General features: G+C 58.2%; 22 protein-coding genes and 1 tRNA gene. 11 read left to right on the top strand and 12 right to left on the bottom strand.

Annotated elements, in window-relative coordinates; translation table 11 throughout:
- Positions 1 to 28 precede the first annotated feature (28 nt).
- Complete coding sequence (locus PHF15_RS10075; RefSeq protein ID WP_300120812.1) at positions 29 to 370, bottom strand: hypothetical protein; 342 nt, start codon at positions 368 to 370, stop codon at positions 29 to 31.
- A gap of 12 nt (positions 371 to 382) precedes the next feature.
- Here PHF15_RS10075 and PHF15_RS10070 point away from each other — a divergent pair, with 12 nt between their 5' ends.
- The 7 genes from PHF15_RS10070 (at position 383) to PHF15_RS10040 (ending at position 7,419) form a co-directional block, all read left to right on the top strand.
- Positions 383 to 1,498, top strand: a complete 1,116-nt coding sequence (locus PHF15_RS10070; protein WP_300120810.1) for a hypothetical protein — start codon at positions 383 to 385, stop codon at positions 1,496 to 1,498.
- A 9-nt stretch (positions 1,499 to 1,507) separates the two neighbouring features.
- Positions 1,508 to 2,335 (top strand): hypothetical protein, encoded by an 828-nt coding sequence (locus PHF15_RS10065; protein ID WP_300120808.1) that lies wholly within the window; start codon positions 1,508 to 1,510, stop codon positions 2,333 to 2,335.
- 57 nt (positions 2,336 to 2,392) lie between these two features.
- A complete protein-coding gene (locus PHF15_RS10060) occupies positions 2,393 to 2,665 on the top strand; it encodes an AlpA family phage regulatory protein (protein ID WP_300120806.1) in 273 nt (90 codons plus the stop codon).
- Between the two features lie 10 nt (positions 2,666 to 2,675).
- Positions 2,676 to 5,261, top strand: coding sequence for a hypothetical protein (locus PHF15_RS10055; RefSeq protein ID WP_300120804.1), 2,586 nt, complete (start codon positions 2,676 to 2,678; stop codon positions 5,259 to 5,261).
- A gap of 21 nt (positions 5,262 to 5,282) precedes the next feature.
- Positions 5,283 to 5,753 (top strand): helix-turn-helix domain-containing protein, encoded by a 471-nt coding sequence (locus PHF15_RS10050; RefSeq protein ID WP_300120802.1) that lies wholly within the window; start codon positions 5,283 to 5,285, stop codon positions 5,751 to 5,753.
- Positions 5,754 to 5,766: 13 nt separating this feature from the next.
- A complete protein-coding gene (locus PHF15_RS10045; protein WP_300120800.1) occupies positions 5,767 to 6,864 on the top strand; it encodes a site-specific integrase in 1,098 nt (365 codons plus the stop codon).
- 384 nt (positions 6,865 to 7,248) lie between these two features.
- Positions 7,249 to 7,419 carry a hypothetical protein gene (locus tag PHF15_RS10040; RefSeq protein WP_300120798.1) on the top strand — a complete coding sequence of 57 codons (171 nt, stop codon included), beginning with the start codon at positions 7,249 to 7,251 and terminating at the stop codon, positions 7,417 to 7,419.
- Between the two features lie 458 nt (positions 7,420 to 7,877).
- Here the strand turns inward: PHF15_RS10040 and PHF15_RS10035 are convergent, their stop codons facing one another.
- From PHF15_RS10035 to cysS, 11 genes are all read right to left on the bottom strand, one after another.
- Positions 7,878 to 8,270 carry a hypothetical protein gene (locus tag PHF15_RS10035; RefSeq protein ID WP_300120797.1) on the bottom strand — a complete coding sequence of 131 codons (393 nt, stop codon included), beginning with the start codon at positions 8,268 to 8,270 and terminating at the stop codon, positions 7,878 to 7,880.
- A gap of 296 nt (positions 8,271 to 8,566) precedes the next feature.
- Positions 8,567 to 10,231: a hypothetical protein gene (locus PHF15_RS10030; protein ID WP_300120796.1), complete on the bottom strand. Its 1,665-nt coding sequence runs from the start codon at positions 10,229 to 10,231 to the stop codon at positions 8,567 to 8,569.
- Positions 10,232 to 10,268: 37 nt separating this feature from the next.
- Positions 10,269 to 12,587 (bottom strand): VIT domain-containing protein, encoded by a 2,319-nt coding sequence (locus tag PHF15_RS10025; RefSeq protein ID WP_300120794.1) that lies wholly within the window; start codon positions 12,585 to 12,587, stop codon positions 10,269 to 10,271.
- A 15-nt stretch (positions 12,588 to 12,602) separates the two neighbouring features.
- Entirely contained in the window at positions 12,603 to 13,073 is a 471-nt protein-coding gene (locus tag PHF15_RS10020; protein ID WP_300120792.1) for a MerR family transcriptional regulator, read from the bottom strand.
- 107 nt (positions 13,074 to 13,180) lie between these two features.
- A complete protein-coding gene (locus PHF15_RS10015; protein ID WP_300120790.1) occupies positions 13,181 to 14,395 on the bottom strand; it encodes an integrase arm-type DNA-binding domain-containing protein in 1,215 nt (404 codons plus the stop codon).
- Between the two features lie 185 nt (positions 14,396 to 14,580).
- A tRNA-Ser gene (locus tag PHF15_RS10010) sits at positions 14,581 to 14,673 on the bottom strand.
- A 43-nt stretch (positions 14,674 to 14,716) separates the two neighbouring features.
- The gene (locus tag PHF15_RS10005) at positions 14,717 to 15,985 is read right to left on the bottom strand and encodes an aspartate kinase (protein ID WP_300120788.1); all 1,269 of its coding nucleotides are present in this window, start codon (positions 15,983 to 15,985) and stop codon (positions 14,717 to 14,719) included.
- An 18-nt stretch (positions 15,986 to 16,003) separates the two neighbouring features.
- A complete protein-coding gene (gene tilS / locus PHF15_RS10000) occupies positions 16,004 to 16,957 on the bottom strand; it encodes a tRNA lysidine(34) synthetase TilS (RefSeq protein ID WP_300120786.1) in 954 nt (317 codons plus the stop codon).
- 15 nt (positions 16,958 to 16,972) lie between these two features.
- Positions 16,973 to 17,950 (bottom strand): acetyl-CoA carboxylase carboxyltransferase subunit alpha, encoded by a 978-nt coding sequence (locus tag PHF15_RS09995; RefSeq protein ID WP_300120784.1) that lies wholly within the window; start codon positions 17,948 to 17,950, stop codon positions 16,973 to 16,975.
- Between the two features lie 90 nt (positions 17,951 to 18,040).
- The gene (locus tag PHF15_RS09990; protein WP_300120782.1) at positions 18,041 to 18,679 is read right to left on the bottom strand and encodes a DNA-3-methyladenine glycosylase 2 family protein; all 639 of its coding nucleotides are present in this window, start codon (positions 18,677 to 18,679) and stop codon (positions 18,041 to 18,043) included.
- 13 nt (positions 18,680 to 18,692) lie between these two features.
- Positions 18,693 to 20,069, bottom strand: coding sequence for a cysteine--tRNA ligase (gene cysS, locus PHF15_RS09985; protein WP_300120780.1), 1,377 nt, complete (start codon positions 20,067 to 20,069; stop codon positions 18,693 to 18,695).
- A gap of 194 nt (positions 20,070 to 20,263) precedes the next feature.
- Here cysS and PHF15_RS09980 point away from each other — a divergent pair, with 194 nt between their 5' ends.
- The 4 genes from PHF15_RS09980 to PHF15_RS09965 form a co-directional block, all read left to right on the top strand.
- Entirely contained in the window at positions 20,264 to 20,833 is a 570-nt protein-coding gene (locus tag PHF15_RS09980) for a tetratricopeptide repeat protein (protein ID WP_300120778.1), read from the top strand.
- Between the two features lie 67 nt (positions 20,834 to 20,900).
- The gene (locus PHF15_RS09975; protein ID WP_300120777.1) at positions 20,901 to 21,584 is read left to right on the top strand and encodes a peptidylprolyl isomerase; all 684 of its coding nucleotides are present in this window, start codon (positions 20,901 to 20,903) and stop codon (positions 21,582 to 21,584) included.
- A 3-nt stretch (positions 21,585 to 21,587) separates the two neighbouring features.
- A complete protein-coding gene (locus PHF15_RS09970) occupies positions 21,588 to 22,094 on the top strand; it encodes a peptidylprolyl isomerase (protein WP_300120775.1) in 507 nt (168 codons plus the stop codon).
- A 16-nt stretch (positions 22,095 to 22,110) separates the two neighbouring features.
- Positions 22,111 to 22,582, top strand: a 472-nt coding sequence (locus PHF15_RS09965; RefSeq protein ID WP_300120773.1) for a UDP-2,3-diacylglucosamine diphosphatase, incomplete at its 3' end; no start/stop codon positions are given.

Genomic DNA, 22,582 nt, shown 5'->3' with positions numbered 1-22,582 from the left:
AGGGGTCCGGTTGCATGCGTGTTTGGGGTTATTGGTATTCGTAATTAATTTTGGAACCGCGCTTGCCCTTCGGTGTCTGCACCTCGTGCTCCTGAATCTCAACCCCTTCGCGCCCGCAATAATCCTGAAGCATCATTTCAATCATGTTGGCGATGGATCGGTGGACGCGGTCGGTGACAGTACATAACGCTTCTTTCAAGTTGGACTCAATGCGCAAGGTCAGCGTGGTGGTCTTGGCAATGACGTTTTGGCCGTAGATATACTGCAATGTACAGCAAGGTTCAGAGTTGTTCGATGGCGTGGCCTCCACGTCGAAGAAGGGAGCAAAACTATGGCAGGGCACTATTCCCCCAAATCGTTTTTTCGTCATGCACCCAATGCCATGCTGATGAAGTACTTTGCCAATCATGGTGTACTGACAGAGTATGACTTTAGTGAAATAACCGAGACGAAAATTGAGCCGATCTACCAAGCATGGTTGTCATTGCCAGATACCCAACGCGGGGAAATGGAGCGGGATTTTAAGGAGATTGATACCTTGGCTTGTGAGGGCGGCGTCAAGGCGATCATTGATGAGGCTGACTGGCACGATGAAAACTTAGCCGAAATGCTCAGCACGCATGAGAGCTTCCACGAAAAGGCTTTTTGGGTTTTTCTCGAACGCCCCAAGTACTGGCCTGCCGCGAGTGCATTCTGTCGTGCCGACTCAATTAGTACAAGTCAGTGGAATGAGTGCAGAACCATAAATCACGCCCCCGCATTGGTTGATGAAAAAAGCGTCCAGGAATTGGGGAAGATATTGAGCCATTATTTCCACAACAAAGAGGGGCGCGGCAAAAATTGCACGGTTGAGCCATATCGACGCGGGAAGCTGGACTATTTTTTTGCCTACCCTGAAGATTATGCGCACGCCAGCATTGATTGGGATGGAGCAACACTCAAGCGTTCAGCCCGCCACCCCGCCTTTGAAATCATCTTTGTCTATTCGCAGGATGAAGGAAAAATCAGCCTCTACATGAAGGGCAACAGAGACACCAAAAAAGAAGTTCGCGCGCTGTTTGCGGATACGGTGCTTGGTCTAGAGCTTGGTGAATTTGTTGAAGATGATCGTGTCTATGATCTTGCCCCACTGCAAGGCAGTAATCCAGCTTTTCAGTTTTCACCCGAATCAGGCATTCAGAGTGTCGCTATCAAGAAATTTAGACTGGCGATCAATGGCACTAAAGAGCGCATCACTCTTGAGTCGAATCCAGCACAGAACCTGAACGCGATCTATGAATTGCGAGATAAGTTGTGCCAGACAATTCCGCTTTCTCAAATGACCATTACGCAGGTGGGCATCTTGGTTACGTATGTACCCGATCCAGAAACAGGGAGAAATAGCTCACGGAGTTTCGATATAAATTGGCCAAACTCCTGTTCGTTAAAGCACGACGGGAAAGATGCCGCTATTCGCAAAATGCTCATTGCATCAGGAATTGAGCCACGATTACGGTAGCCGCTAATTGTGATAAATCGCAGCAACCCGCTGGAAGTCCTACTTGAAAGATTAGGCTGCGCTGATCCCGCAAAGGGTGCTTTCTTTTTCTGGGATGAAGTGAAAGATTGGCCTGCTGGCGCACTTGATGTATTGGTAACAGGCGGCCTTTTACGGCCAGCCCAACCGATGACCACCATTGAATGCGATGGGTGTGAAGAAAAATGCATCAACAAGCCTGTGGTTGTTTATCCAGCGCAGGAAGATAAGCCGGGACGGGCATTTGTTGTCTGTGACGAGCGCGATGGTATGGGGCGCATTCGCGTCAGCTTTGACCGTATGAGACAGTGGCAAACAACATGCGACTTGATTGCCGATGTAGTGGCACGTTTACTGGGTGCCAGTGCGTCGGCATCCACGGCGTCAATATCCAGACAATGGCATCTCGGCGTATTGAAGGGGAAAAAGCACAAGAGCCGGGTCACGCTGCTGGCGGATGGTGGCCTCAGCCTTGCGTTTGCCGGCCACACGGTTCCGATAGTAGAGGTGCTGGCCATCAAGAATGAAGCTCTCGCCCTGGATAAAGGCGAATTGATTCGTTTGGTGGACAAACCGGCTAGTGATGTAGAACCAGAAATCCCGGAACAACGTCGCGACAGGCTCCGGGCACGCGTTCGTGAAGAGAGAGCGACGGGCACCAGGGCGTTTCTTCGAAGAGTGGCTGAGGAAGAGGGAATCTCCGTGTCACGCCTCAAGCAGCTCACGTCGGCAGAACCTTCTTCCACCAATATGTGGTCAGGATTAAGCACAGTACAAAAGAACGGGGATAGCTTGAAGAAGATTAAACCCAAGCGATGACGCCCGCTTCATGAGTCAGCTTGCGGGCTAGCCCCCTAGCTACTTCCCAATGACGGCATGTTTAACAACGCCCAACAAGGTGCCAACATGCTGCAAACCATCTTTCGGCTTCCTGCCGTCAAGTCTGAATCCGGTTATTCCCGTTCCACGATCTACCTGCGAATTTCACAAGGGTTGTGGACCAAACAAATCAGCTTGGGGCCGCGCTGTATCGGTTGGCCCGCAAACGAGGTCTCTGCGCTGAATGCGGCCCGCATCTCAGGCAAGACCGATGCCGAAATCCGTGACCTGGTGGTGAAGCTGGAAGCGGCACGCAAGGCCGTGGTCTAAGGTGGCCGCAATGAACGCACCTTTGACAGTTTTTGCGCCCGACCCGATCGAAACCGACACAACCGGCAAAACCTACCAAGTCAGCAATGATGAGTTCATGCTGGCCGTGTTTGGCGGGGGCATGGCCGATGCGCTGGGCGATGCACGACCGGTGTTGGTGAGTTTTGATGGCAACCCTGCCAACGTGCCCGCCAGGGTATGGGCTGGCCGGCCGTGGCTGCGGGATGCCGACCTAGCCACCGCCCTGCCCGTCAGCGCCAACAATTACTTCAGCCTGGCCGTGTTCCGCCCCGACGAAGCAGGCCAGTACCGGCGCCAGAAGGCACGTTTTGCTGCGCTGTATGCGGTGATGCTCGACGACGTTGGCACCAAGGTGGTGATGGAGCGGCTGACTTTGACGCCGTCGTGGTTGATCGAAACTTCGCCCGGCAACCATCAGGCGGGCTATCTGCTGCGCGAACCCCTGGTGGACGGTCCCACTGCGGACCGGTTGATGAACGCCATCATTGCCGCTGGCCTGTGCGACCCCGGTGCCAACGGCCCCAGAGCACGGCTGGCCCGGCTGCCGGTGGCGATGAATGGCAAGCACACGCCGCCTTTCTCCTGCCGGATGGTGGCGTGGTCACCCGAGTTGCGCTACTCATTGGACGAACTGGCGGACGGACTAGAGCTGGAGCTGACACCAAATTCACGCCCCAAGCGGCAAAGCACGCGCAGTGTGCAACAGCGCCCCAGCGATGGCGACCCCGTGTGGATACCGCGCCCTGATGAAAACAGCGTGCTGGTCGCCTTGCATGATCGCGGCCTGTACAAGGCGCCGCTTGGGGATGGCAAGCACGACATCACCTGCCCCTGGGTGCAGGAGCACACGGTTGCAGCCGATGGCGGCACCGCTTACTTTGAGCCTGATGACAACTGGCCCATTGGTGGCTTCAAATGCCTGCACGGTCACTGCGCTGAGCGCCATGTGCGCGACCTGCTGCAATTTGTCGGCATCGAAGTCAATGCGGCCCGCATGAAGCCCACCATCCGCATCATGGCCGGGGAAATTCACCGGGTGGTGGATGCTGCTGAACGTGAACTGGCGCAGTCGCACCGCCACTACCAGCGCGGTGGTCTGATCGTCACCATCGTGACCGACCCCGGCACCCGCGAAACCCGTGTGCAAGACATCAGCCCACCCGCCTTGGTGCGCGCCCTGGCCGGCGCAGCCACCTGGGAACGCTTTGATGCCCGTGCCGAAGACTGGTGCCGCACCGACCCGCCGGCGCGCCATGCCGCCGTGCTGTTTGACTCCACCAGCTACCACCACCTGCCTGTGCTCAGTGGCCTGACGCGCCAACCCTACTTGCGCCCGGATGGCAGCTTGATGATGGCTGCGGGGTATGACTCGGCCACCGGCATGTTTGGCGTGTTTGATGCGCGTGAGTTTTCTGTTCCGAAGAATCCGACCCGAAACGATGCGCTGGCTGCGCTGGCGGTGCTGAAAGACCTTTTGGCAGAGTTCAGCTTCGCGAGCGATACCGACTTGTCTGCCGCATTGGTCGCCATGCAGACCGCCACGGTGCGCCCCAGCCTGCCCCATGCGCCGATGATTCATGTGCGGGCGCACATGGTGGGCTCGGGCAAGTCGTACTTGTGTGAATTGATCACGGCACTGGCCACGCCCCAGCGCGGCACGCCCACCACCTTCCCTGGCGACGACGAGGAATGCAGAAAACTGCTGCTGGCCGAGTTGTTGCGGGCGCCAGCAGTGATTGAGTTTGACAATTTGACGGGTGATCTGGTGGCGCACAAGAGCCTGTGCACGGTGCTGACCTCTGAGCACATGAGTGGGCGCATTCTGGGTGTGTCCAAAACAGCCACTGTCAATACGCGCGCCTTGTTTTTGTCCAGCGGCAATAACGTGGGGCCGGTGCAGGACATGACCCGGCGCTGCATCAGCATCCATTTGGACCCCGGCTGTGAAGTGCCAGCGGCGCGCAGCTTCACCCGGCCGGATTTGGTGCGCGATGTGCTGCGCGAGCGTGGGCGCTATGTGTCAGCGGCCTTGACCATCGTGCGCGCCTGGATCGTGGCCGGTAGGCCCAAGGCAGAGTGCAAGTCACTGGCGGGTTTTGGCGACTGGTCAGACCTTTGCCGACAGCCGCTGCTGTGGCTCGGGATGGCAGACCCAACGGCGTCGGTATTCAAGGCCATGGCCGATGACCCGGATCGTGAAACGCTGGGCCGCCTTCTGACCGCCTGGCAAGACGTTTTCGGCAAGACGGCGGCGATGGTGCGCGAGGCCGTCAAACAGGCAGAGAATATCGCTGCCAAACGAGTGGAACTGCGGGAAGTGCTGCGTGACATTGCCGACGAGCGCGGTGAGATCAACCGCCGCAAGCTGGGTTGGTGGATCAAGCGACATGCCGGGCGCATTGTGGATGGGCGGCGCTTTGTGCGTGGCAGTGGCAACGGCTCGGCGGAGGCCTGGCAGGTGGAGTCCACTTTGTCGGTTTCGCCGGTTTTACCGGTTTCTGTCCCGCCTGGCGCAAGAAGTGGCGGCGTTGCTGACGACAGCAGTGCCTATGCCCGCGCAAGCCGCGGTGAGTGACTGACATGACGGAGCAACACCATGTCTAAGCGCCACCCAAACCCCCGATTGGCCAAAATCCACCGCAACTACTCGGTGGAGGAGATCGCCACCCTGTATGGGGTCCACAAGAATACCGTGCGGAATTGGGTGAAGGACGGAATGCCGACCAACGATGACCGGCGGCCAATGTTGATCTTGGGCCGCGACCTGTTTGCCTTCCTGCAGGCCAAAAGAGTGAAGAACAAGCGCCCCTGCCAGCCGGGTGAAATCTATTGTGTGCGCTGCCGTACGACACAAAAGCCCGCCGGTGCCATGGCCGAGTACCAGCCGTTGACTGGCACGTCAGGCAACCTGGTGGGCATCTGCCCCAGTTGCGAATCGATGATGTACCGGCGGGTCAACTTGGCCATGCTGGCGCTGGTTGGCACGGGATTGGACGTCACACTGGTGCAAGCCCTGCCACACATAGACGAGAGCACCCAGCCCTGCGTAAACAGTGACTTCAACTAGGGAGCAACAGACCATGACAACACACAACCCCAACAATGAACGAATCAAGCGTAAATACTTTGCGTATTTGAAGGAGGCCAAGCGCCACAGCGAGCCAACGGTGGACGCGGTGGCCAAGGCACTAGCCCGATTTGAGGAGGACAACAAGCACCGTGATTTCAAGTCGTTTCACTTCGAGCAGGCCATTGCCTTCAAGCGCCGCCTGACAGAACAAAAGAACCAGCAGACGGGTGAGAAGCTGAGCAAGGCGACCTTGCACGCGACGCTGGCCAACGTCAAAGCCTTCTTCCATTGGCTGGCCGGGCAGCCGGGCTACAAGTCGCGGCTTCAGTATTCTGATGCCGACTACTTCAACTTGTCTGAAAAAGATGTTCGGGTTGCGAATGCCCGGCGGGACCAGGTGGGGCCGACGCTGGAGCAGGCGAAGCACGTCATTGCCCTGATGCCGGCTGCCACCGCGATAGAACGCAGGGATCGCGCCCTGATCGCATTCACTCTGCTGACCGGCGCGCGTGACAGCGCCATTGCGTCGATGAAGCTCAAGCACGTCAACTTGATTGCGGGCTGCGTCGATCAGGATGCGCGCGAGGTCAAAACCAAGTTCAGCAAGACATTCACCACCTACTTTTTCCCGGTCGGCGAGGAGATTCACCAGATGGTGGTGGACTGGGTGGCGTATTTGCGCGAGGAGATGCTGTGGGGCAACGATGACCCGTTGTTTCCGGCGACGCGCATTGCCGTCAGTGCGGCACGCAAATTTGAAGCGGTTGGGCTGGAGCGGGCGCACTGGAGCAGCGCGGCGCGTATTCGCACCATCTTTCGGGATGCGTTCACCAGCGCGGGGCTGCCGTACTTCAACCCGCACAGTTTCAGAAACACGCTGGTGCGGCTGGGTCAGGCGGTCTGCAAAACGCCGGAAGAGTTCAAGGCGTGGAGCCAAAACCTGGGGCATGAGAAAGTGCTGACGACCTTTCTGAGCTACGGGCAGGTGGAGAGCCCGCGCCAAGGGCAGATCATTCGGGCGTTGGCGACACCGCATGTCACGGCTGGGCAGACGGATGTGGGTGAGCTGGCGCGGGCGTTGATGCGAGAGATGCGGATCGCGATTTGATGCCACCGCTTCAGCGCGGTTGAGGGAGCCCCCACGGGGGGCGGACGGGCAGAACGCGCGGGCAAAGCTGCGAAGCAAGCAAGCCCAGGGGTGGGCGGGGGCAAACACAAGATGCACGACGAAGCCGCTGGCCAAAGCCATGCGCATAGCGCCTGACTGATACCAGAGCGCCAGCACAACACGAGGGCGGCAGGCGGCGGCACGTCAGACGCGCAGCGGCTGGGGAGTGCAGACGGCTGACAAGCCCGGACCAGCGTAGGCCACTTTGCATAATGCCTGCTGCGTAAACCCGCAAGGGCGCGAAGCGGTGGACGACACCAAAGGAGCTGCGCGACTGACTGGCGGGCACTTCACGCAGTGGGGCCTTATGTAAAAGCGAAGCGTGTGGCCGAAGCTGTGGATACCGTCACTGCCGTAAATCCGGCGCCCAGCCACGATGCGCAGCGAGCCGTGGCCACACCCAGCGCCACGGCGCTCTGGCTGCCATACTGCGAAGCACTGGCCATGTACCTCTGCGGGCGACTGCGCGGGGTGCAGCAGCGCCGCGCGCACTGACTGGCAACCCAGGCCGTTGAACCGGCGAAAGTGGTGATGTGGCCCGGAAACAAAGCAAAGCGACTTGCAGGGGCGCATGACCACGCTGGTGGCTACGGGGTGTCAGCACGATGCGCTAGCGAGCCGTAGCCTAATGCTTTGGCAGGGCGGAGCACCGCCGTGCCAACTGGCTGAAAGACCCGGAACGTCGATCGAGCACTAAGCAGTGGCGTCGGTTGCCCAGCCGTTGGCGCAAAGCGCCCTTCTATGGGCAGGGGAACCGGCACGACTGCGCTGCTTGCCAAAGCTGACGGCGTATCGGCCATGTCCGCGCTCCAGCGCGCTGACTAACACTTGCGAAGCACTGATATTCGTATCCTGAGTCTGTAGCGCCGAGGGTTAAGCACAACAAGCCATTCATTCATCAGCAACGTGACCAAGTCGATATAACTGGGCGGCTGCGATCCTCAATTTAGAAGCTACAAGCCGCCAACATTCGACTGGCCGTACGCCTGGGTAAACCACTCAACGAATCGGTCCCATCTGGCCGAGCGGTCCTCTGGTTTTAACTTTGAATTGACGTAACCTATGAACTCTTGAATGAGACCAACCAGTTCATCCGCTTGTGCCGTTACCATTTCGAGATGAGAGTGAACCACCCCCAATACGGGCGAAGCAGACTTGACAAATTGATCGCTTACATAGTCCCGTGGTTCAAAGGCCGAAGTTAGCTTTTTCGACAACCGGCAGGCTATGTAGAGCGGTATCTCAGACTCGCTCATATTGAAATATCGGGCAGCGCCACCCAATCGAGAGAAATAGTCACCAAGTGCCCAGAACGCCTTGATGATTTCGTGTGATCTATTCGGCATTGCTATCCCCTTGTGCAGCCTCAAAAAATGCGTTTATCAAGTGCGAGGTCGATTTGAAGTTTGTCAAGAGAACCACCTGCGACAGATAAACAATGTTGGAGTCAACCCACTGCTGGATGGCGACCTCATGTGTTGACCAAGAGGCTGGGTCACCAAGTGGTGCCAGTGTGTCATATAAGGACACGGTGGACTGTAGGTCCCCACATAGTCCGGTGCCAACGGATCAGGCTGCCCGATTCTTTCCTGCGGGAGTGGGTAGTTTGTGACCGACACTGTCAACTTTGATCGACCCATTTTCAACCCCAGGCCGGGAATCCACTGCCGAGAATCGCTTTACGCATCGCCGCGGTCAATCGCACCCCATGAACGTCATATAGCAATTCATGTCCTTTGTCAGGAACAAACTCCCTGGCGTCTTCCAGCGTCGACGCAGTCCCTAACAGCCCATGTTCTGGTGAATGGACCTCGTACCCGTTCTCCGTTTGCTTGATGCTGAAATTGGTCGGCACAAACACCCCCAGCGTCTCGCACGCTCCACCGAATGGTTTCATGATCCGATTGACCTCGCGCGGCAGTGTGCGGTCGTACAACTCAATCAGCCCTGCCGCACCTAATCCATTCCATCGGTGCACCTGATGCGCGCCGCGCGTCCAGGCCACAGCATCGAGCCCTTGGTGCGCCGCGTGCAGCATCACCAGCTTCATCACCAGCGCCGACCACTCTTTCATGAACGGTGGAGGCACCTCATCATCCGCTTCCATGGTGCCCGTACTGGAAGCCTTGCGCGCCCGCTGTGCCCAGTCGCTCTGCGCCTCCTGCAACATCAGGACCCGCTCGTCATCCGCACCGAGTCGCACGTCACAGCGAACATGGGCCAGCACGTTTCGAACCTTGAAGTGACCTGACAAATAAGTCATTGGGTAATAAGGCAACGTGATCAGCCATTCCCGGTAATCCTGGCCACCCGTCCAGGCGCAGTGACCAAAGCGCCCGAGCGCCATGCGTTTGGGGAAATGCTCTTTGGCGTGTTGATTGGCCAACCCTGCTGCCGCTTCAGCCGTCTGAAAGCCAGTTTGCCCTACGGGAGTACTGATAACTTTGCCGCCAAAGGTGACAGCCTGCCAGCTTTTTTCAGCACCCCAAAGTGACTCATGCTCTACCTCCTCGATACGGTAGCCCAGCGCAGGCTCGAAGCTGGAAACCGTCCTGGGTAATGCTACCAAAGCCTTGGACAAATTCTTGGTGCGCGTCAGCTTGCGGCCAGTAGGCTTGGCAAATTGCAACTGCCGTTGTGCGTCGCTGATCACCGGAATCACTGAAATTCGCAAGTCTTTGAAATGACACAAGCGCGCCAATGCCGCGCCTGTGAGCTGAGCATTTGCATCGTCCGCCACATTCAAGTCAGGAAACAAGTCTGCAAATTCCATCTCTTCGGCACGCATGCCTTTCTTTTGAAAGTTTTCGATGGTTCTCATCCACTGCACGCCTGCAGCTTTTGAATTGCCCATTTCCCTTAGCCGACGCTGCAAGGTGCTAAAAATGTACGGCACGCCAAAGGAATCACCTGTGCGTGCAACAGGCAGAAAGCCATGTTGAAGATTGCGCACGGCTTGCCTGGTCGCACATTGCTGAAGGTGCGCTGCCACCGCACGGACGAATGCCTGCCCTCGCTGCGTCTTCACTCGGTGACTCAACTCGGTATTGATGCGAAACGAAGTATTTGGTTGAAACTGACCAGCCTGTAGTTCGGCTAGCGTCATGTCAAGCAGCGAAAAGGTTTCCCCATCAAAACGGACAACATCGATAAACGCGGCTGCCATGTTGGCACCCGGCTGCTGACTGATGGCACGGCCGAATACATTGATCTGCCCCAACTCGGTGTGCTCCCAAAGGCGACGAGCAGACAGGCCATAGTCACACTCTGAAAAGCGCAGTTCAAGAGTTTTGGTGGCGGTGACCATGGCGAATTAGAACGTTGGGCATATTGGCCTCACATGCTCAGACAACAGTCAATTCGTAAATCTGATCCGGCCACACATCAGCGGTCATGCCTTGCAATGCTGCAGCGATTTCATCTGCAAGCTGCATATCGACGCCCGTTTTACTGCCGCCATGAACCGTGGCAAAGATTCCTTTGACGATTTGCACAAATCCATTGCTGCGCACTTCCGCAGCCTGGGTCAAAGACAGTCGATCAAATGTGTCGCGCCGAGCCATGACGAACAGGAAAGTTCGCACAACGGTTTGTTCGGTCAACGCCTTGTCGTGATTCGCTGCCATCGCAATCTCCAGCCATTCGACCACCCAACGTTTTACGCCCAACTGGCACAGTGTCTGGTAATCCGTTGGCCAGTTGATCTCGGGAATTTTCCGCAGCCACACGCATAGCGCCATGGGTGTCATGACTTCTTTTTGCACAACAGACTCGCTCCTTGCCGTGCGCCAGACGGCGGGGGTGGTTGCTTGCGCGCGGCTAAACATGGGCATATCAAAATCGCCACTTGAAGCGCTGACAACCCCATAGTGAGGGTTTTGTTCGTCAACACGGTGACCGCCCACACCACCCCATCCAGCGGCCAGCATCTGGCTGACTTTGTGCAGATCGGGCATGTCCTTGGGTTTGTCTGCTTCTGCGCGTTCATGAATCAGCAAAAAGTTGGTCTGATCCGTCACCAACTGGTAGGCAAGTGCCAGGTCCTTGGTAAAGGCTTTGGTGCCGACTGGCCTGACCATGAATTTGCGCTGCAAGTGATCCGCCACGGCCATGCGCGACAGGGTGTCACTTTGCAGCACATCGGCACTGAGTTGTGCGCAGGCGATTTCTATCAGTTCGCCATCATCGGCAAGGCGCCCCATGAGGCGCACCATACCCGTGGGGATTTGCCTGGCCATGGCAAACAGGTTCACTGTGTCGCCACAAAACACGGATTTGGGGACCGCGGTGGTCCAGGTTGGGCTGAAGCCGTCGGGCCAAACCAACGTCAGGTCACTTAACCTTGGTGAACGCAGGCGCGCGAACATCCGCAAGATGGCTGGCTCCACAGCTTCACCCGGTGCCACAAAGTCACAGGCACCGCCAGTGGTTTCGGCCAGGCGACGCAAATGCGCCTCTGCGGGGCTGCTGCCGATGCCCACCACAAATACCCGATGGCCCGATGCTTGAGCTGCCTCGATGGTTTGATCAATCGACTCGATCTCGCCATCCGTGATCAGCAAAACGTCGCTGGACACCAATTGCGATAGTTCAAAGGTCGATTCCAGAGCCGATTCCATTTCAGTGCCGCCAAGGTCGGCAACCAGTGCGCCAACCCAGCGCCGTGCTGCCAGCCGTGTGGCATCAGTCACCGACCACAGTCCGCGCGACCGGTGTTCAACGCTGCTACCGAACCTTGACAGGGAAAATCGATCAAGCTGTCCGAACTGCCCGACGATGGCTTGCAGGGAGCGTTTCGCCGCCTCTATGCTCTCACCATTCATAGAACCCGAGCAGTCCACCAGAATTTTTACTGCGATGAAACTGTCCGCCTGCGTTTCAATTCGAGGGCAAAAACTGGCCATTACCGCCAGCCCATCAGCGTCATCCATGTCACGCGCCAGCAGGGCTACCGAATCATGGGCCAACTGATCGATCACCAACACAAAGTCACGGTCCAGCGATGCACTGCGGCCCAAGCTGACCGTTAGCACGTTGGCACCATCCTTGGACGTATGGCTCATGCCAACCGGATGGCTCGGCGACAAGACCCGGGCCGCCGCCAAATCACCGTGCAATCGCAATTCGATATTGAATGGATAGTCCACGGTAAGGCTATGAACAGGCGCCTGATGCGGCTGCAGTCCGCCGTCGATGACCGCATCGCCAAAGCGCGGTGCCAGCACAGTTGGGATCAACAAACGCAGACCGCCTTGCTCAAATTGAAGCGTCTGGGCATAACGCAGCGTGATGACGCAGGTTTCCTTGGCTGCCAAATTACCGAGATTCAGGCTGTAACTGAGGTCATGGTTCTTTTCCAGCATGATGGCCGCATCGCCTTGTGAGAGCGCTTCTTCATAACGCGCTTCCGCGAGCTTCTTCTCGACTACGGCACCAGTCAGATGCTTGTCACCCAACTGCACATCAATACCCAATAGGACTGCACCCCACGGCAAGGGGAATGTGTAAACCACCTCCATGTTCTTGTCCGTAGGGTTGCAAAAACGCTGCTCAATGTTGGCTTCAAACATCAAGCCGTTCAGATCACCGGAGACATTGATACCCTGCAGCATGACCGGCGCACCATCACGGCAGGTCAATTGCGCATGTTCTTTTTGACTCATTTTTTTACTCCCTTTTTAAGATGCTTTTTTGCTCTGGGCTTTTGCGGCGCCTGCTGCATCGGCCGATTGGTCGCCAGTGACCTGTGCAAACACCGTCATCACCCCGTTGATGAAATGACGCACTTGCTCGGGGGTCATGCCAGCACGGCCTGGTTCGATGACCACCTCAATACCGTCTGTGACCATCAGGTGACTGCACACTTCAACTGTGCCAATGCCTTTGTGGCGTGGCGGCACCGGCGCTGGTTCGCCCTGGAGTAGTTGGCGGATACGGTCAAGAGAAACCCCGGCCGTTGTCCACTTTTTGATTAGCAGCAATTGCTCAAGATGTTTGGCGCCGTAGCGTGCGGCACGGGTCTCACCCTCGGGGCGATCAACCAAGCCAACCTGGACGTAATAGCGAACCGTGCGCAGGGGCAAATCTGCAAGCACGCACAGGTCTGAGAGTGGGTAGCTTTGGATTGATGGCGTTGTTTCGGATGGCATGGGACATATTAAAACACTATTACTGTATTTAAACAAGTGTCTTAATATATCGGGTCATCGAGTGATCACAAATTTGATCCCAGTTCGTATCGCCCAAACACTGACGATCAGGCTTGTTTACGCTCGAACGCCAGCACCTTGCCTGTGGTGCAACGGTCCAGGTAATCCGCCCAATCCTGCATCATTTTGGTCCGTTGCTTGAGATAGGTTGCATGGTTGTAGGCGGCGCTCACTTCGTTGCGTTCCTGGTGCGCTAGTTGCAGTTCGATGTGGGCATGGTCAAAACCCATTTCATGCAGCAACGTGGAAGCCACGCCACGGAATCCGTGGCCGGTCATGCGCCCCTTGTAGCCCATGCGGTCCAGCGCACCCAAAATGGTGTTGTTGCTCATGGACTTTTCGTGGTCACGCTCGCCCGGAAACAGCAGCCTGCCGCGCCCGGACACCAGTTGCAGCGTTTGCAGCACGTTCACCGCCTGGGTGGACAGCGGCACGATGTGCGGGGTTTTCATCTTCATGCGCGAAGCGGGGATGTCCCAGCGCCGCGTTTCCAAGTCAAACTCGGCCCAGCGCGCGCCGATCAGTTCAGAGGTGCGGACAAAGGTCAGCGCCATCAACTTCATGGCCATGCGTGTCACGGCAGCGCCTGCATAGCCCTCGATGTGCCGCAGCAGCTCAGGCAGCTCTTTGGCGCTGATGCGTGCGTAATTACCAGCCTTGCGGGACGCCAGCACGTCGCTGGGCTTAATGTCGCCGGCCGGATTGCGTTGGGCCAGGCCATGGGCCACCGCGTATCGAAAAACCTGTCCAGAGGTCTGCAAGGCCCGTTTGGCAATATCCAATGCCCCCCGCTTTGAAATCGTCAGCACCATCGCCACCAGCTCATGCGCCTGTATCTCCGATACCGGGCGTGCGCCAATGGCGGGGAAGACATCAGCCTTGAGGCGGCGCATCACATCATCAGCATGGCGAGCACTCTTGGCACCGTGCCAGTGGTCCCACCACAGCAACGCCACGGACTGGAAAGAGTTTTCAGCAGATGCCTGTTTGGTGATCTTGTCGGTGGCCCGCTGCGCCATGGGGTCCGTGCCGCTGGCCAACAACTTGCGCGCTTCACCCATACCGTCGCGCGCCTGCGCCAGGGAAACATCAGGATAGGCTCCCAGCGACATCACCTTCTCTTTGCCAAGATACCGGTATTTCCAGCGCCATAGCTTCGAGCCAACGGGATTGAGCAGTAGGTACAAGCCCCTGCCGTCGCTCAGTTTCACAGGTTTGTCGCCCGGCTTGGCCTTCTTGATGGCTGTATCAGTCAGTGACATAGGGCACTCCAAGGGTTGTTTTTTGGCGATACCCCCACTGGAATACCCCCATGCCCCCAAAGATACCCCCATTAGCCACTAGCTTGCAATACCCCTAGCTGGACGTTAAAAAACAAAAAAGCCCCGTAAACACTAGGTTTGCGGGGCTTCTTGAAGGCTTTATTGGATGTCATAAAACCTAATTTTGGCGGAAACGGAGGGATTCGAACCCTCGATGAGGCTCTACACCCCATACTCCCTTAGCAGGGGAGCACCTTCGGCCACTCGGTCACGTTTCCTGAAAATCAGAGCCGCGATTATGTCACGACTTGGCGACTTTAATCAGGCTGGTGCCTGATCCAGGCCAAATGCCTTGTGCAGCGCGCGCACGGCGAGTTCCATGTATTTCTCGTCGATTACCACCGAGGTTTTGATCTCCGAGGTGGAAATCATCTGGATGTTGATGCCTTCTTCGCTGAGCACGCGGAACATGGTGCTGGCCACGCCCACATGGCTGCGCATGCCGATGCCAACGATGGAAACCTTGCAGATCTTGGTGTCGCCCAACACTTCCTGGGCGCCGAGCTTGGGCACCACCACGTTTTTCAGCAAATCCATGGTCTTGGCGTAGTCGCCGTGGTTCACGGTAAAGCTGAAGTCGGTTTTGCCTTCTTTGCTGATGTTCTGAATGATCATGTCCACTTCGATGTTGGCGTCGGCCACGGCGCCCAGGATCTGATAGGCAATGCCGGGCTTGTCGGGCACGCCCAGCACAGAAATTTTGGTCTCGTCGCGTGTGAATGCGATGCCTGAAACGATGGCTTGCTCCATGTTTTCGTCTTCCTCAAAAGTGATCAGGGTGCCAGATTTGGCTTCTTCATTGATATCGATGTCCCACGGCGTAAAGCTCGACAGCACACGCAGTTTGACTTTGTACTTGCCGGCAAATTCGACCGAACGAATCTGCAGCACTTTGGAACCCATGGAGGCCATCTCCAGCATTTCCTCAAAGCTCACCGTTTGCAGGCGGCGCGCTTCGGGCACCACGCGCGGGTCGGTGGTGTAAACGCCATCAACATCGGTGTAAATCAGGCATTCGTCGGCTTTCATGGCCGCTGCCACGGCCACCGCCGAGGTGTCCGAGCCGCCGCGGCCCAGCGTGGTAATGTTGCCTGATTCGTCCAGACCCTGGAATCCGGTCACGATGACCACCTTGCCAGCGTCCAGATCGGCGCGTACTTTTTGATCGTCGATCGACTCGATGCGGGCCTTGGTGTAGGCGTTGTTGGTGCGAATGGGCACCTGCCAGCCCGCGTAACTTACCGACTCCAAGCCCTCGGCCTGCAGCGCAATGGCCAGCAAGGCACTTGACGCCTGCTCGCCGGTGGCGGCCAGCATGTCGAGCTCGCGGTTGTAGGCGTCGGTCAGGGTGGATGGCGCCAGTTCTTTGGCCAGGGCCAGCAGGCGGTTGGTTTCACCGCTCATGGCGCTGGGTACCACCACCATCTGGTGACCGGCGCGCGCCCATTTGGCGACGCGTTTTGCGACATTTCTGATGCGCTCGGTTGAGCCCATCGAGGTGCCGCCGTATTTATGAACAATCAAGGACATGAAAGGGGTTGAGGTGGGTTACAAGAGCTGAGGATTGTACCAATCGAGGGCATCCCCGCGCCTGACACAAAAGCCCTGACCCACCTTCAGGTGCAACTGATGACCCCGGGTGCGGCATGCATCGAGCTGGAACATCAGTTCATCCAGTTGAGCACTGGTCGGCGTGACCTGGTGCACGCGCAGCAGCCAGTGGCGCAGCAAATTGGCCAGCCGCGGAGGGCTCAGGATTTGCAGGGATTTAATGGCTGGGGGGACACCGATGCGCGCAAGGTCTTCAACGGCCATCTCCTGCAACAGGCCTTGAGCCTGCGCGGCATGGCGGCTGCTGCGGGCAAAGGTGTCACGGAACTGGGGAAAACATGCTTGCAACGCAGGCATCAGGCGTGCCCGGATACGGTTGCGGGTAAAGCGTTCATCGACATTGCTGGGGTCCTCGATGAAGTCAGCGCCCTGCGCTTTCAGCCAGGCCCGTATATCCGCGCTGCTGACCTCCAGCAAGGGGCGGCACCAAGTCAGGCCAGCGCGCCGCCACTGCGCGGCCATGGCGCTCATGCCGGGCAGGCCGGCACCCCGGCTCAAAGCCAGCAGCAGGGTTTCGACCTGGTCGTCGGCATGTTGGGCAACGGCAATGGTTTGGAAGGCGGCTGGCCCGCGCTGCGCCAGCGCCCCGATGGCGTTGTAACGGGCTTGACGCGCCGCGGCTTCGGGGCTTTGCCCCGGGGCATGTCGGGCATCAACTTTTTGCACCATCAGCGGCACCTGCAAATTGTCACAAAAGGCCCGGCAATGGCGTTCGAAGTCGTCACCCGCCGCCTGCAAGCCGTGGTGCACATGCACGGCGACCAACTGGCCGGGCCATTGGCGCGCACATGCCAGCAGCAGCGCGGTGGAATCGGCACCACCGCTGTAGGCTACGGCCAGCGGCAAGGCAGGCTCGAAAGCGGCCATGGCCTGCTCGAAGGAGCGCGTCATGGCGTGGCAAGCGGGTTATTTGCCCGTGGTCTTGGTGTCAGTGAAACGGCCATAGCTCTGCAGCCGCTCGTAGCGCCGGGCCAGCAAATCTTCCACCTTGAGGTCGCTGACCTGGCGGTACGCTTCGGTCAGCGCGCGCTTGAGGAATGCCGCCATTTGCTTGGGGTCGCGCTGCGCGCCGCCCACTGGTTCATTGACAATTTTGTCGATCACGCCCAGAGCCTTGAGGCGGTGCGCGGTGATGCCCAGCGCGTCGGCGGCCTCCTGCGCCTTGTCAGCGGTTTTCCAAAGAATGGAGGCACAGCCCTCGGGGCTGATCACCGAGTAAATGGAATACTGCAGCATCAGCAGCTGGTCGCCCACCGATATCGCCAGCGCGCCGCCCGAGCCGCCTTCGCCGATGATGGTGACGATGATCGGAACTTGGAGCTGCGCCATCTCGAAAATGTTGCGGCCAATGGCTTCGGCCTGACCGCGTTCCTCGGCGTCGATGCCGGGGTAGGCGCCGGGCGTATCGACAAAGGTGAACACCGGCAGCTTGAACTTTTCAGCGGTCTTCATCAGCCGCAGCGCCTTGCGGTAGCCCTCGGGCTTGCTCATGCCGAAGTTGCGGCTGGCGCGCTCGCGCGTGTCGCGGCCCTTTTGCTGGCCGATCACCATGCAGGGCGTGCCGTTGAAACGCGCCAGGCCGCCCACGATGCTGAGGTCGTCGGCAAAGTGGCGGTCGCCGTGCAGCTCGACAAAATGGGTGAACAGCTCGTTCACATAGTCCATGGTGTAGGGACGCTCGGCATGGCGCGCAATCTTGGTGATTTGCCAGGGCGTCAAGTCGCTGTAGATGTCTTTGGTGAGCTGCTGGCTTTTCTTGGCCAGTTGGGTGATTTCAGCCGAAATATCGACCGCCGACTCGGTCTGCACGTAGCGCAGTTCTTCAATTTTGTTTTCCAGTTCGGCAATCGGGTTCTCGAAATCGAGGAAAGTTTTTTTAGCCAAAACGGGCTCCTGTTCAGGGTCTTCTTGATCAGTTGAGGACAGAGCAAATTTGCTGCGCAAATCTTGGTCTGTCCCGCAAAGTTTTTGGTTTCAGTATTCAACCGGCACCGGATCCAACGAGCGCCAAATATACCAAGTTGCCACGGTGCGGTAGGGCGCCCAGGCCAGCGCCACCTCGCGCGCGTCGCTGCGGCTGACGGCATCGCCCGAGAAATAGCTTTTGCTGATGCCGTTGATCAGCCCGACATCGTCGAGCGGCAACACATTGGGGCGCATCAGGTGAAAAATCAGAAACATCTCGGCGGTCCAGCGGCCGATGCCACGGATGGCCACCAACTCGGCGATGATGGCCTCGTCGTCCATCGCCGTCCAGTCATCCACTTGCACCAGACCGCTGTCAAAGTGAATCGCCAGATCCACCAGGTATTCCACCTTGCGGGCGCTCAAACCCGCCGCCCGCATGTCGTCGATCTTGAGTTTGAGCACCTGCGCGGGGGCCATCCTGGGCGCCAGTTTGGCAAAGCGGTCCCACACGGTTTGCGCCGCCTTGACCGAGATTTGCTGGCCGACGACGCTGCGCGCCAGGGTGGCAAAGGCATCGCCCCGGCTTTGCAGGCAGGCCTGGCCAAACTGCGGAATCAGCCGCTTCATGACGCGGTCTTTTTTGACCAGATGCTTGCAGGCATCCTCCCAATAGGCGGGCGTCGCACAACTCTCTGTCGCACTCATCTCTTGATCGCCCTCATTTGGAAACTTCCCAGCTGGTGCCGCTGGCCGAGTCTTTCAGCACGATACCCAGAGCCAGCAACTCCCGGCGAATGCGGTCAGCCTCGGCAAAATCTTTGGCAACCTTGGCGGCGGCCCGCTCGGCAATGCGCTGGGTGATGTCAGCTTCGCTGACACCGGCGCCTGACTGCAAATAGGCTTTGGGGTCTTCTTGCAGCAAGCCCAGGCAGCCACCCAAGGCCTTGAGCAGACCCGCCAGCGCACCCGAACGGGTGCGATTGACCTCGCTGGCCAAGTCGAACAGCACTGCAACCGCTTCGGGCGTGCCAAAGTCCTCGTCCATCGCCGCCCTGAAGCGCGCCGCAAAGGGGTCAGTCCAATCGATGACGACTGATTCAGGGGGCACCAAATCCATCGCGGTGTACAAGCGCTTGAGCGACTGGCGGGCGTCTTCCAGATGCACGTCGCTGTAGTTCAGGGCGCTGCGGTAGTGCGCGCGCACAATGAAAAAGCGCAGCGTCTCGGCATCGAAGCGGGCCAGGATCTCGCGTATGGTGAAGAAATTGCCCAAGCTTTTGGACATCTTCTCGTTGTCGCGCGTGACAAAACCGTTGTGCATCCAGAAACGCGCCAATGGCTGGCCGGTGGCGCCTTCGCTTTGGGCGATTTCGTTCTCGTGGTGGGGGAACTGCAGGTCGGCCCCGCCGCCATGAATATCGACCGTCTGACCCAGCAACTCGCCGCACATGGCCGAGCACTCGATATGCCAGCCCGGCCGTCCGGGACCATAAACACTGTCCCATTTGGCATCGACCGGCTCGGCAGGTTTGGCAGATTTCCAAAGCACGAAGTCGAGTGGATCGGTCTTGCCATCGGCCACAGCCACACGCTCGCCGGCGCGCAACTCGTCGAGCGACTTGCCGCTGAGCTTGCCGTAGCCGTCGAACTTGCGCACCGCAAAGTTCACATCACCGTCGCCGCTCTGGTAGGCCAGGCCTTTGTCCTGCAACTGGCCGATGAGCTTGAGCATGGAGGGGACGTAGTCGGTAGCGCGCGGCTCAAGCGTGGGGCGCTCGATGCCCAGCGCATCGGCATCCTGGTGCAAGGCTGCCACCATGCGGTCGGTCAGGGCACGGATGGTTTCACCGTTTTCAAGGGCGCGCTTGATGATTTTGTCGTCGATATCAGTCACGTTGCGGACATAAGTGACCTGATAGCCACTGCACTTAAACCAGCGCTGCACCACATCAAAAGCCACCATGGCCCGCGCGTGGCCCAGATGGCACAAATCATACACGGTCATACCACACACGTACATGCGCACATGGCCGGGCTGTAGCGGCGAAAAAGCTTCAAGAACACGAGACATCGTGTTGTAAATGCGCAAACTCATGAGTCGTCTAAATCCATTAAAAAAACCAATATTGCGCCAAACGGGGAGGCGCGAACCATACGTTCGAGCATGGTGTCCGGCAACCGGCAAACACGCCCAAAAAAGGACCCCTCAGCTACAATTCGCATCAGTATAAGGCCCTACCCACACATGCTTGTGGGCAGGCCGAGCCACTCCTTTCCACACTTCCACCCATGAAGCAAGCCCGTTCACTCCTTTACAAAACCTTGCGCTGGTTCATCATTTTGGGGGCATTGACGGCACTGTCGAGCCAGGCTGACGAATACGCTGACACCAGCCAGCTAGTGCGCGCCAACAAATTCGCCGAGGCCCTGGCCAAGGTGGACAGCTACCTAGCCACCAAACCGGCCGATCCGCAAATGCGCTTTCTCAAGGGTGTAATCCAGCGCAATCTGGGCAAGCAGGACGAGGCGATTGCCACCTTTGTCAGCCTTACCCAGGACTACCCCGAACTGGCCGAACCGTACAACAACCTGGCCGTGCTACATGCAGCGCAGGGCCACTATGAAAAGGCGCGCGCGGCACTCGAAATGGCGATCCGCACCAACCCCGGTTACGCCACGGCCTATGAAAATCTGGGCGACGTCTATGCCCGTCTGGCTGGCCAAGCCTACAACAAAGCCCTGCAACTCGACAGCGGCAACAGCTTTGTGCCGCCCAAGCTCGCCTTGATCCGCGAAGTCTTCAAACCCAGCTTGGCCAACCCGCGCCAGACAACGCTACCCCCGGTAGTCAAGCCTTGATTGCCCGCAGTCACAGCGGCTGATCACACAGATCGGCACTGACGCCCACTTATGAAGGAGTAATTGGATGATTTTCAATACATTTGGCATGCTGGTTCGTGCCTCTATAGCCGCCTCGGCGCTATCGACTGCGGCCAACCTGGCGCTGGCGCAAGCCGCGCCACAGGTCAAGTTTGCCACCTCGGCGGGCGATTTTGTGGTCGAGCTGTACCCCGACAAGGCGCCCAAAACGGTCGAGAATTTCTTGCAGTACGTCAAGGACAAGCACTATGACGGCACCATTTTTCACCGCGTGATCGGCAACTTCATGATCCAGGGCGGCGGCTTCGATGCCAGTTACCAGCAAAAGCCCACCCGCGCACCTGTCGTGCATGAAGGCCGCCTGGCCTATGAAAAGGGCTTGCGCAATGTGGTCGGCACGCTGGCCATGGCGCGCACGAGTGACCCGCAATCGGCCACTGCCCAGTTTTTCATCAATGTGGCCGACAACCGCCGCCTCGACCCCGTCGCCATTCCCCCAGGCGACCCGGTGCCGCGTTTTGAATTCCAGGGTGAGGTTTATACCAACACGCCCCGTGCTGATCTGTTAAATTCCAACCGCCTGTTTGGCTACACGGTTTTTGGTAAAGTCGTTTCAGGCATGGACGTGGTCAACGCCATCAAGTCCACGCCCACCGGCCCCGGTGGCCCGTTTGGTGTTGACGTCCCCAAAACCCCCATTCTTATCAACTCTGCAAACCTGGTGAAATAAATCATGAGCAACCCCCAAGTCGAACTCCATATCAAAAACTACGGCACCATCACGCTTGAACTCGATGCTGACAAGGCGCCCAAATGCGCCGCCAACTTCCTCAGCTACGTCAACAAGGGCCATTACCACAACACCATTTTTCACCGCGTGATACCAGGCTTCATGGTGCAAGGCGGCGGCATGGAACCTGGCATGGGGCAAAAGGCCTGCGACGCGCCGATCGAAAACGAGGCCAACAACGGCCTGAAAAACCTGAACTACACCGTGGCCATGGCCCGCACCGGCGACCCGCACTCGGCCACCGCCCAGTTTTTCATCAACGTCGCCGACAACAGCTTTCTGAACCACACCGCGCCCAGCGCCCAGGGCTGGGGCTACGCGGTGTTTGGCAAAGTGGTGGGCGGCACCGATGTGGTGGACAAGATCAAGGCCGTCAAAACCGGCCGCAAGGGCTACCATGATGACGTGCCACTGGAAGACGTGGTGATCGAAAAGGCCGTCGCGCTGTAAACCTCCGGGGATTCGGATGCTCCCCATTGCGCCAGTGGAAATTGCCCGCCCCCACTGGCGCATGATCGACTTCATTTCCGATCTGCACCTGCAGGCCGGCGAGCCCGCCACCTTTGCTGCCTGGCAGCGCTACATGGCCAGCACGTCGGCTGATGCGCTGTTCATTCTGGGCGACTTGTTCGAGGTCTGGGTGGGCGATGACATCACCCGCGCGGCTGACGACCCTGAGGGGGCTTTCGCGCTGCAATGCCAGCAGGTCATCAGCGCAACGGCAGCGCGCATGTCCGTGTATTTCATGCACGGCAACCGCGACTTTTTGCTGGGCAACGACTTTGCCAAGGGCTGTGGCATGACGCTGCTGACTGACCCGACGGTGCTGGACTTCGATGGCCAGCGCTGGCTGCTGTCCCATGGCGAAGAACTGTGCCTCGACGATGTGGACTACCAGCAGTTTCGACAACAGGTACGCAACCCAGCGTGGCAACAAG

The sequence above is a fragment of the Rhodoferax sp. genome (genome assembly GCF_028689295.1).
Lineage (GTDB): Bacteria > Pseudomonadota > Gammaproteobacteria > Burkholderiales > Burkholderiaceae_C > Rhodoferax.
Note: the sequence above shows the minus strand (reverse complement) of the source record. Positions and strands in the feature narration are given on the sequence as shown.

What these genes read in the sequence shown, in the direction of transcription:
- PHF15_RS10075 (WP_300120812.1), bottom strand. Translation starts at nt 370, where the DNA reads ATGACGAAAAAACGATTTGGGGGAATAGTGCCCTGCCATAGTTTTGCT.
- PHF15_RS10070 (WP_300120810.1), top strand. Translation starts at nt 383, where the DNA reads ATGCTGATGAAGTACTTTGCCAATCATGGTGTACTGACAGAGTATGAC.
- PHF15_RS10060 (WP_300120806.1), top strand. Translation starts at nt 2,393, where the DNA reads ATGTTTAACAACGCCCAACAAGGTGCCAACATGCTGCAAACCATCTTT.
- PHF15_RS10055 (WP_300120804.1), top strand. Translation starts at nt 2,676, where the DNA reads ATGAACGCACCTTTGACAGTTTTTGCGCCCGACCCGATCGAAACCGAC.
- PHF15_RS10050 (WP_300120802.1), top strand. Translation starts at nt 5,283, where the DNA reads ATGTCTAAGCGCCACCCAAACCCCCGATTGGCCAAAATCCACCGCAAC.
- PHF15_RS10045 (WP_300120800.1), top strand. Translation starts at nt 5,767, where the DNA reads ATGACAACACACAACCCCAACAATGAACGAATCAAGCGTAAATACTTT.
- PHF15_RS10035 (WP_300120797.1), bottom strand. Translation starts at nt 8,270, where the DNA reads ATGCCGAATAGATCACACGAAATCATCAAGGCGTTCTGGGCACTTGGT.
- PHF15_RS10030 (WP_300120796.1), bottom strand. Translation starts at nt 10,231, where the DNA reads ATGGTCACCGCCACCAAAACTCTTGAACTGCGCTTTTCAGAGTGTGAC.
- PHF15_RS10025 (WP_300120794.1), bottom strand. Translation starts at nt 12,587, where the DNA reads ATGAGTCAAAAAGAACATGCGCAATTGACCTGCCGTGATGGTGCGCCG.
- PHF15_RS10020 (WP_300120792.1), bottom strand. Translation starts at nt 13,073, where the DNA reads ATGCCATCCGAAACAACGCCATCAATCCAAAGCTACCCACTCTCAGAC.
- PHF15_RS10015 (WP_300120790.1), bottom strand. Translation starts at nt 14,395, where the DNA reads ATGTCACTGACTGATACAGCCATCAAGAAGGCCAAGCCGGGCGACAAA.
- PHF15_RS10005 (WP_300120788.1), bottom strand. Translation starts at nt 15,985, where the DNA reads ATGTCCTTGATTGTTCATAAATACGGCGGCACCTCGATGGGCTCAACC.
- tilS (WP_300120786.1), bottom strand. Translation starts at nt 16,957, where the DNA reads ATGACGCGCTCCTTCGAGCAGGCCATGGCCGCTTTCGAGCCTGCCTTG.
- PHF15_RS09990 (WP_300120782.1), bottom strand. Translation starts at nt 18,679, where the DNA reads ATGAGTGCGACAGAGAGTTGTGCGACGCCCGCCTATTGGGAGGATGCC.
- cysS (WP_300120780.1), bottom strand. Translation starts at nt 20,069, where the DNA reads ATGAGTTTGCGCATTTACAACACGATGTCTCGTGTTCTTGAAGCTTTT.
- PHF15_RS09980 (WP_300120778.1), top strand. Translation starts at nt 20,264, where the DNA reads ATGAAGCAAGCCCGTTCACTCCTTTACAAAACCTTGCGCTGGTTCATC.
- PHF15_RS09975 (WP_300120777.1), top strand. Translation starts at nt 20,901, where the DNA reads ATGATTTTCAATACATTTGGCATGCTGGTTCGTGCCTCTATAGCCGCC.
- PHF15_RS09970 (WP_300120775.1), top strand. Translation starts at nt 21,588, where the DNA reads ATGAGCAACCCCCAAGTCGAACTCCATATCAAAAACTACGGCACCATC.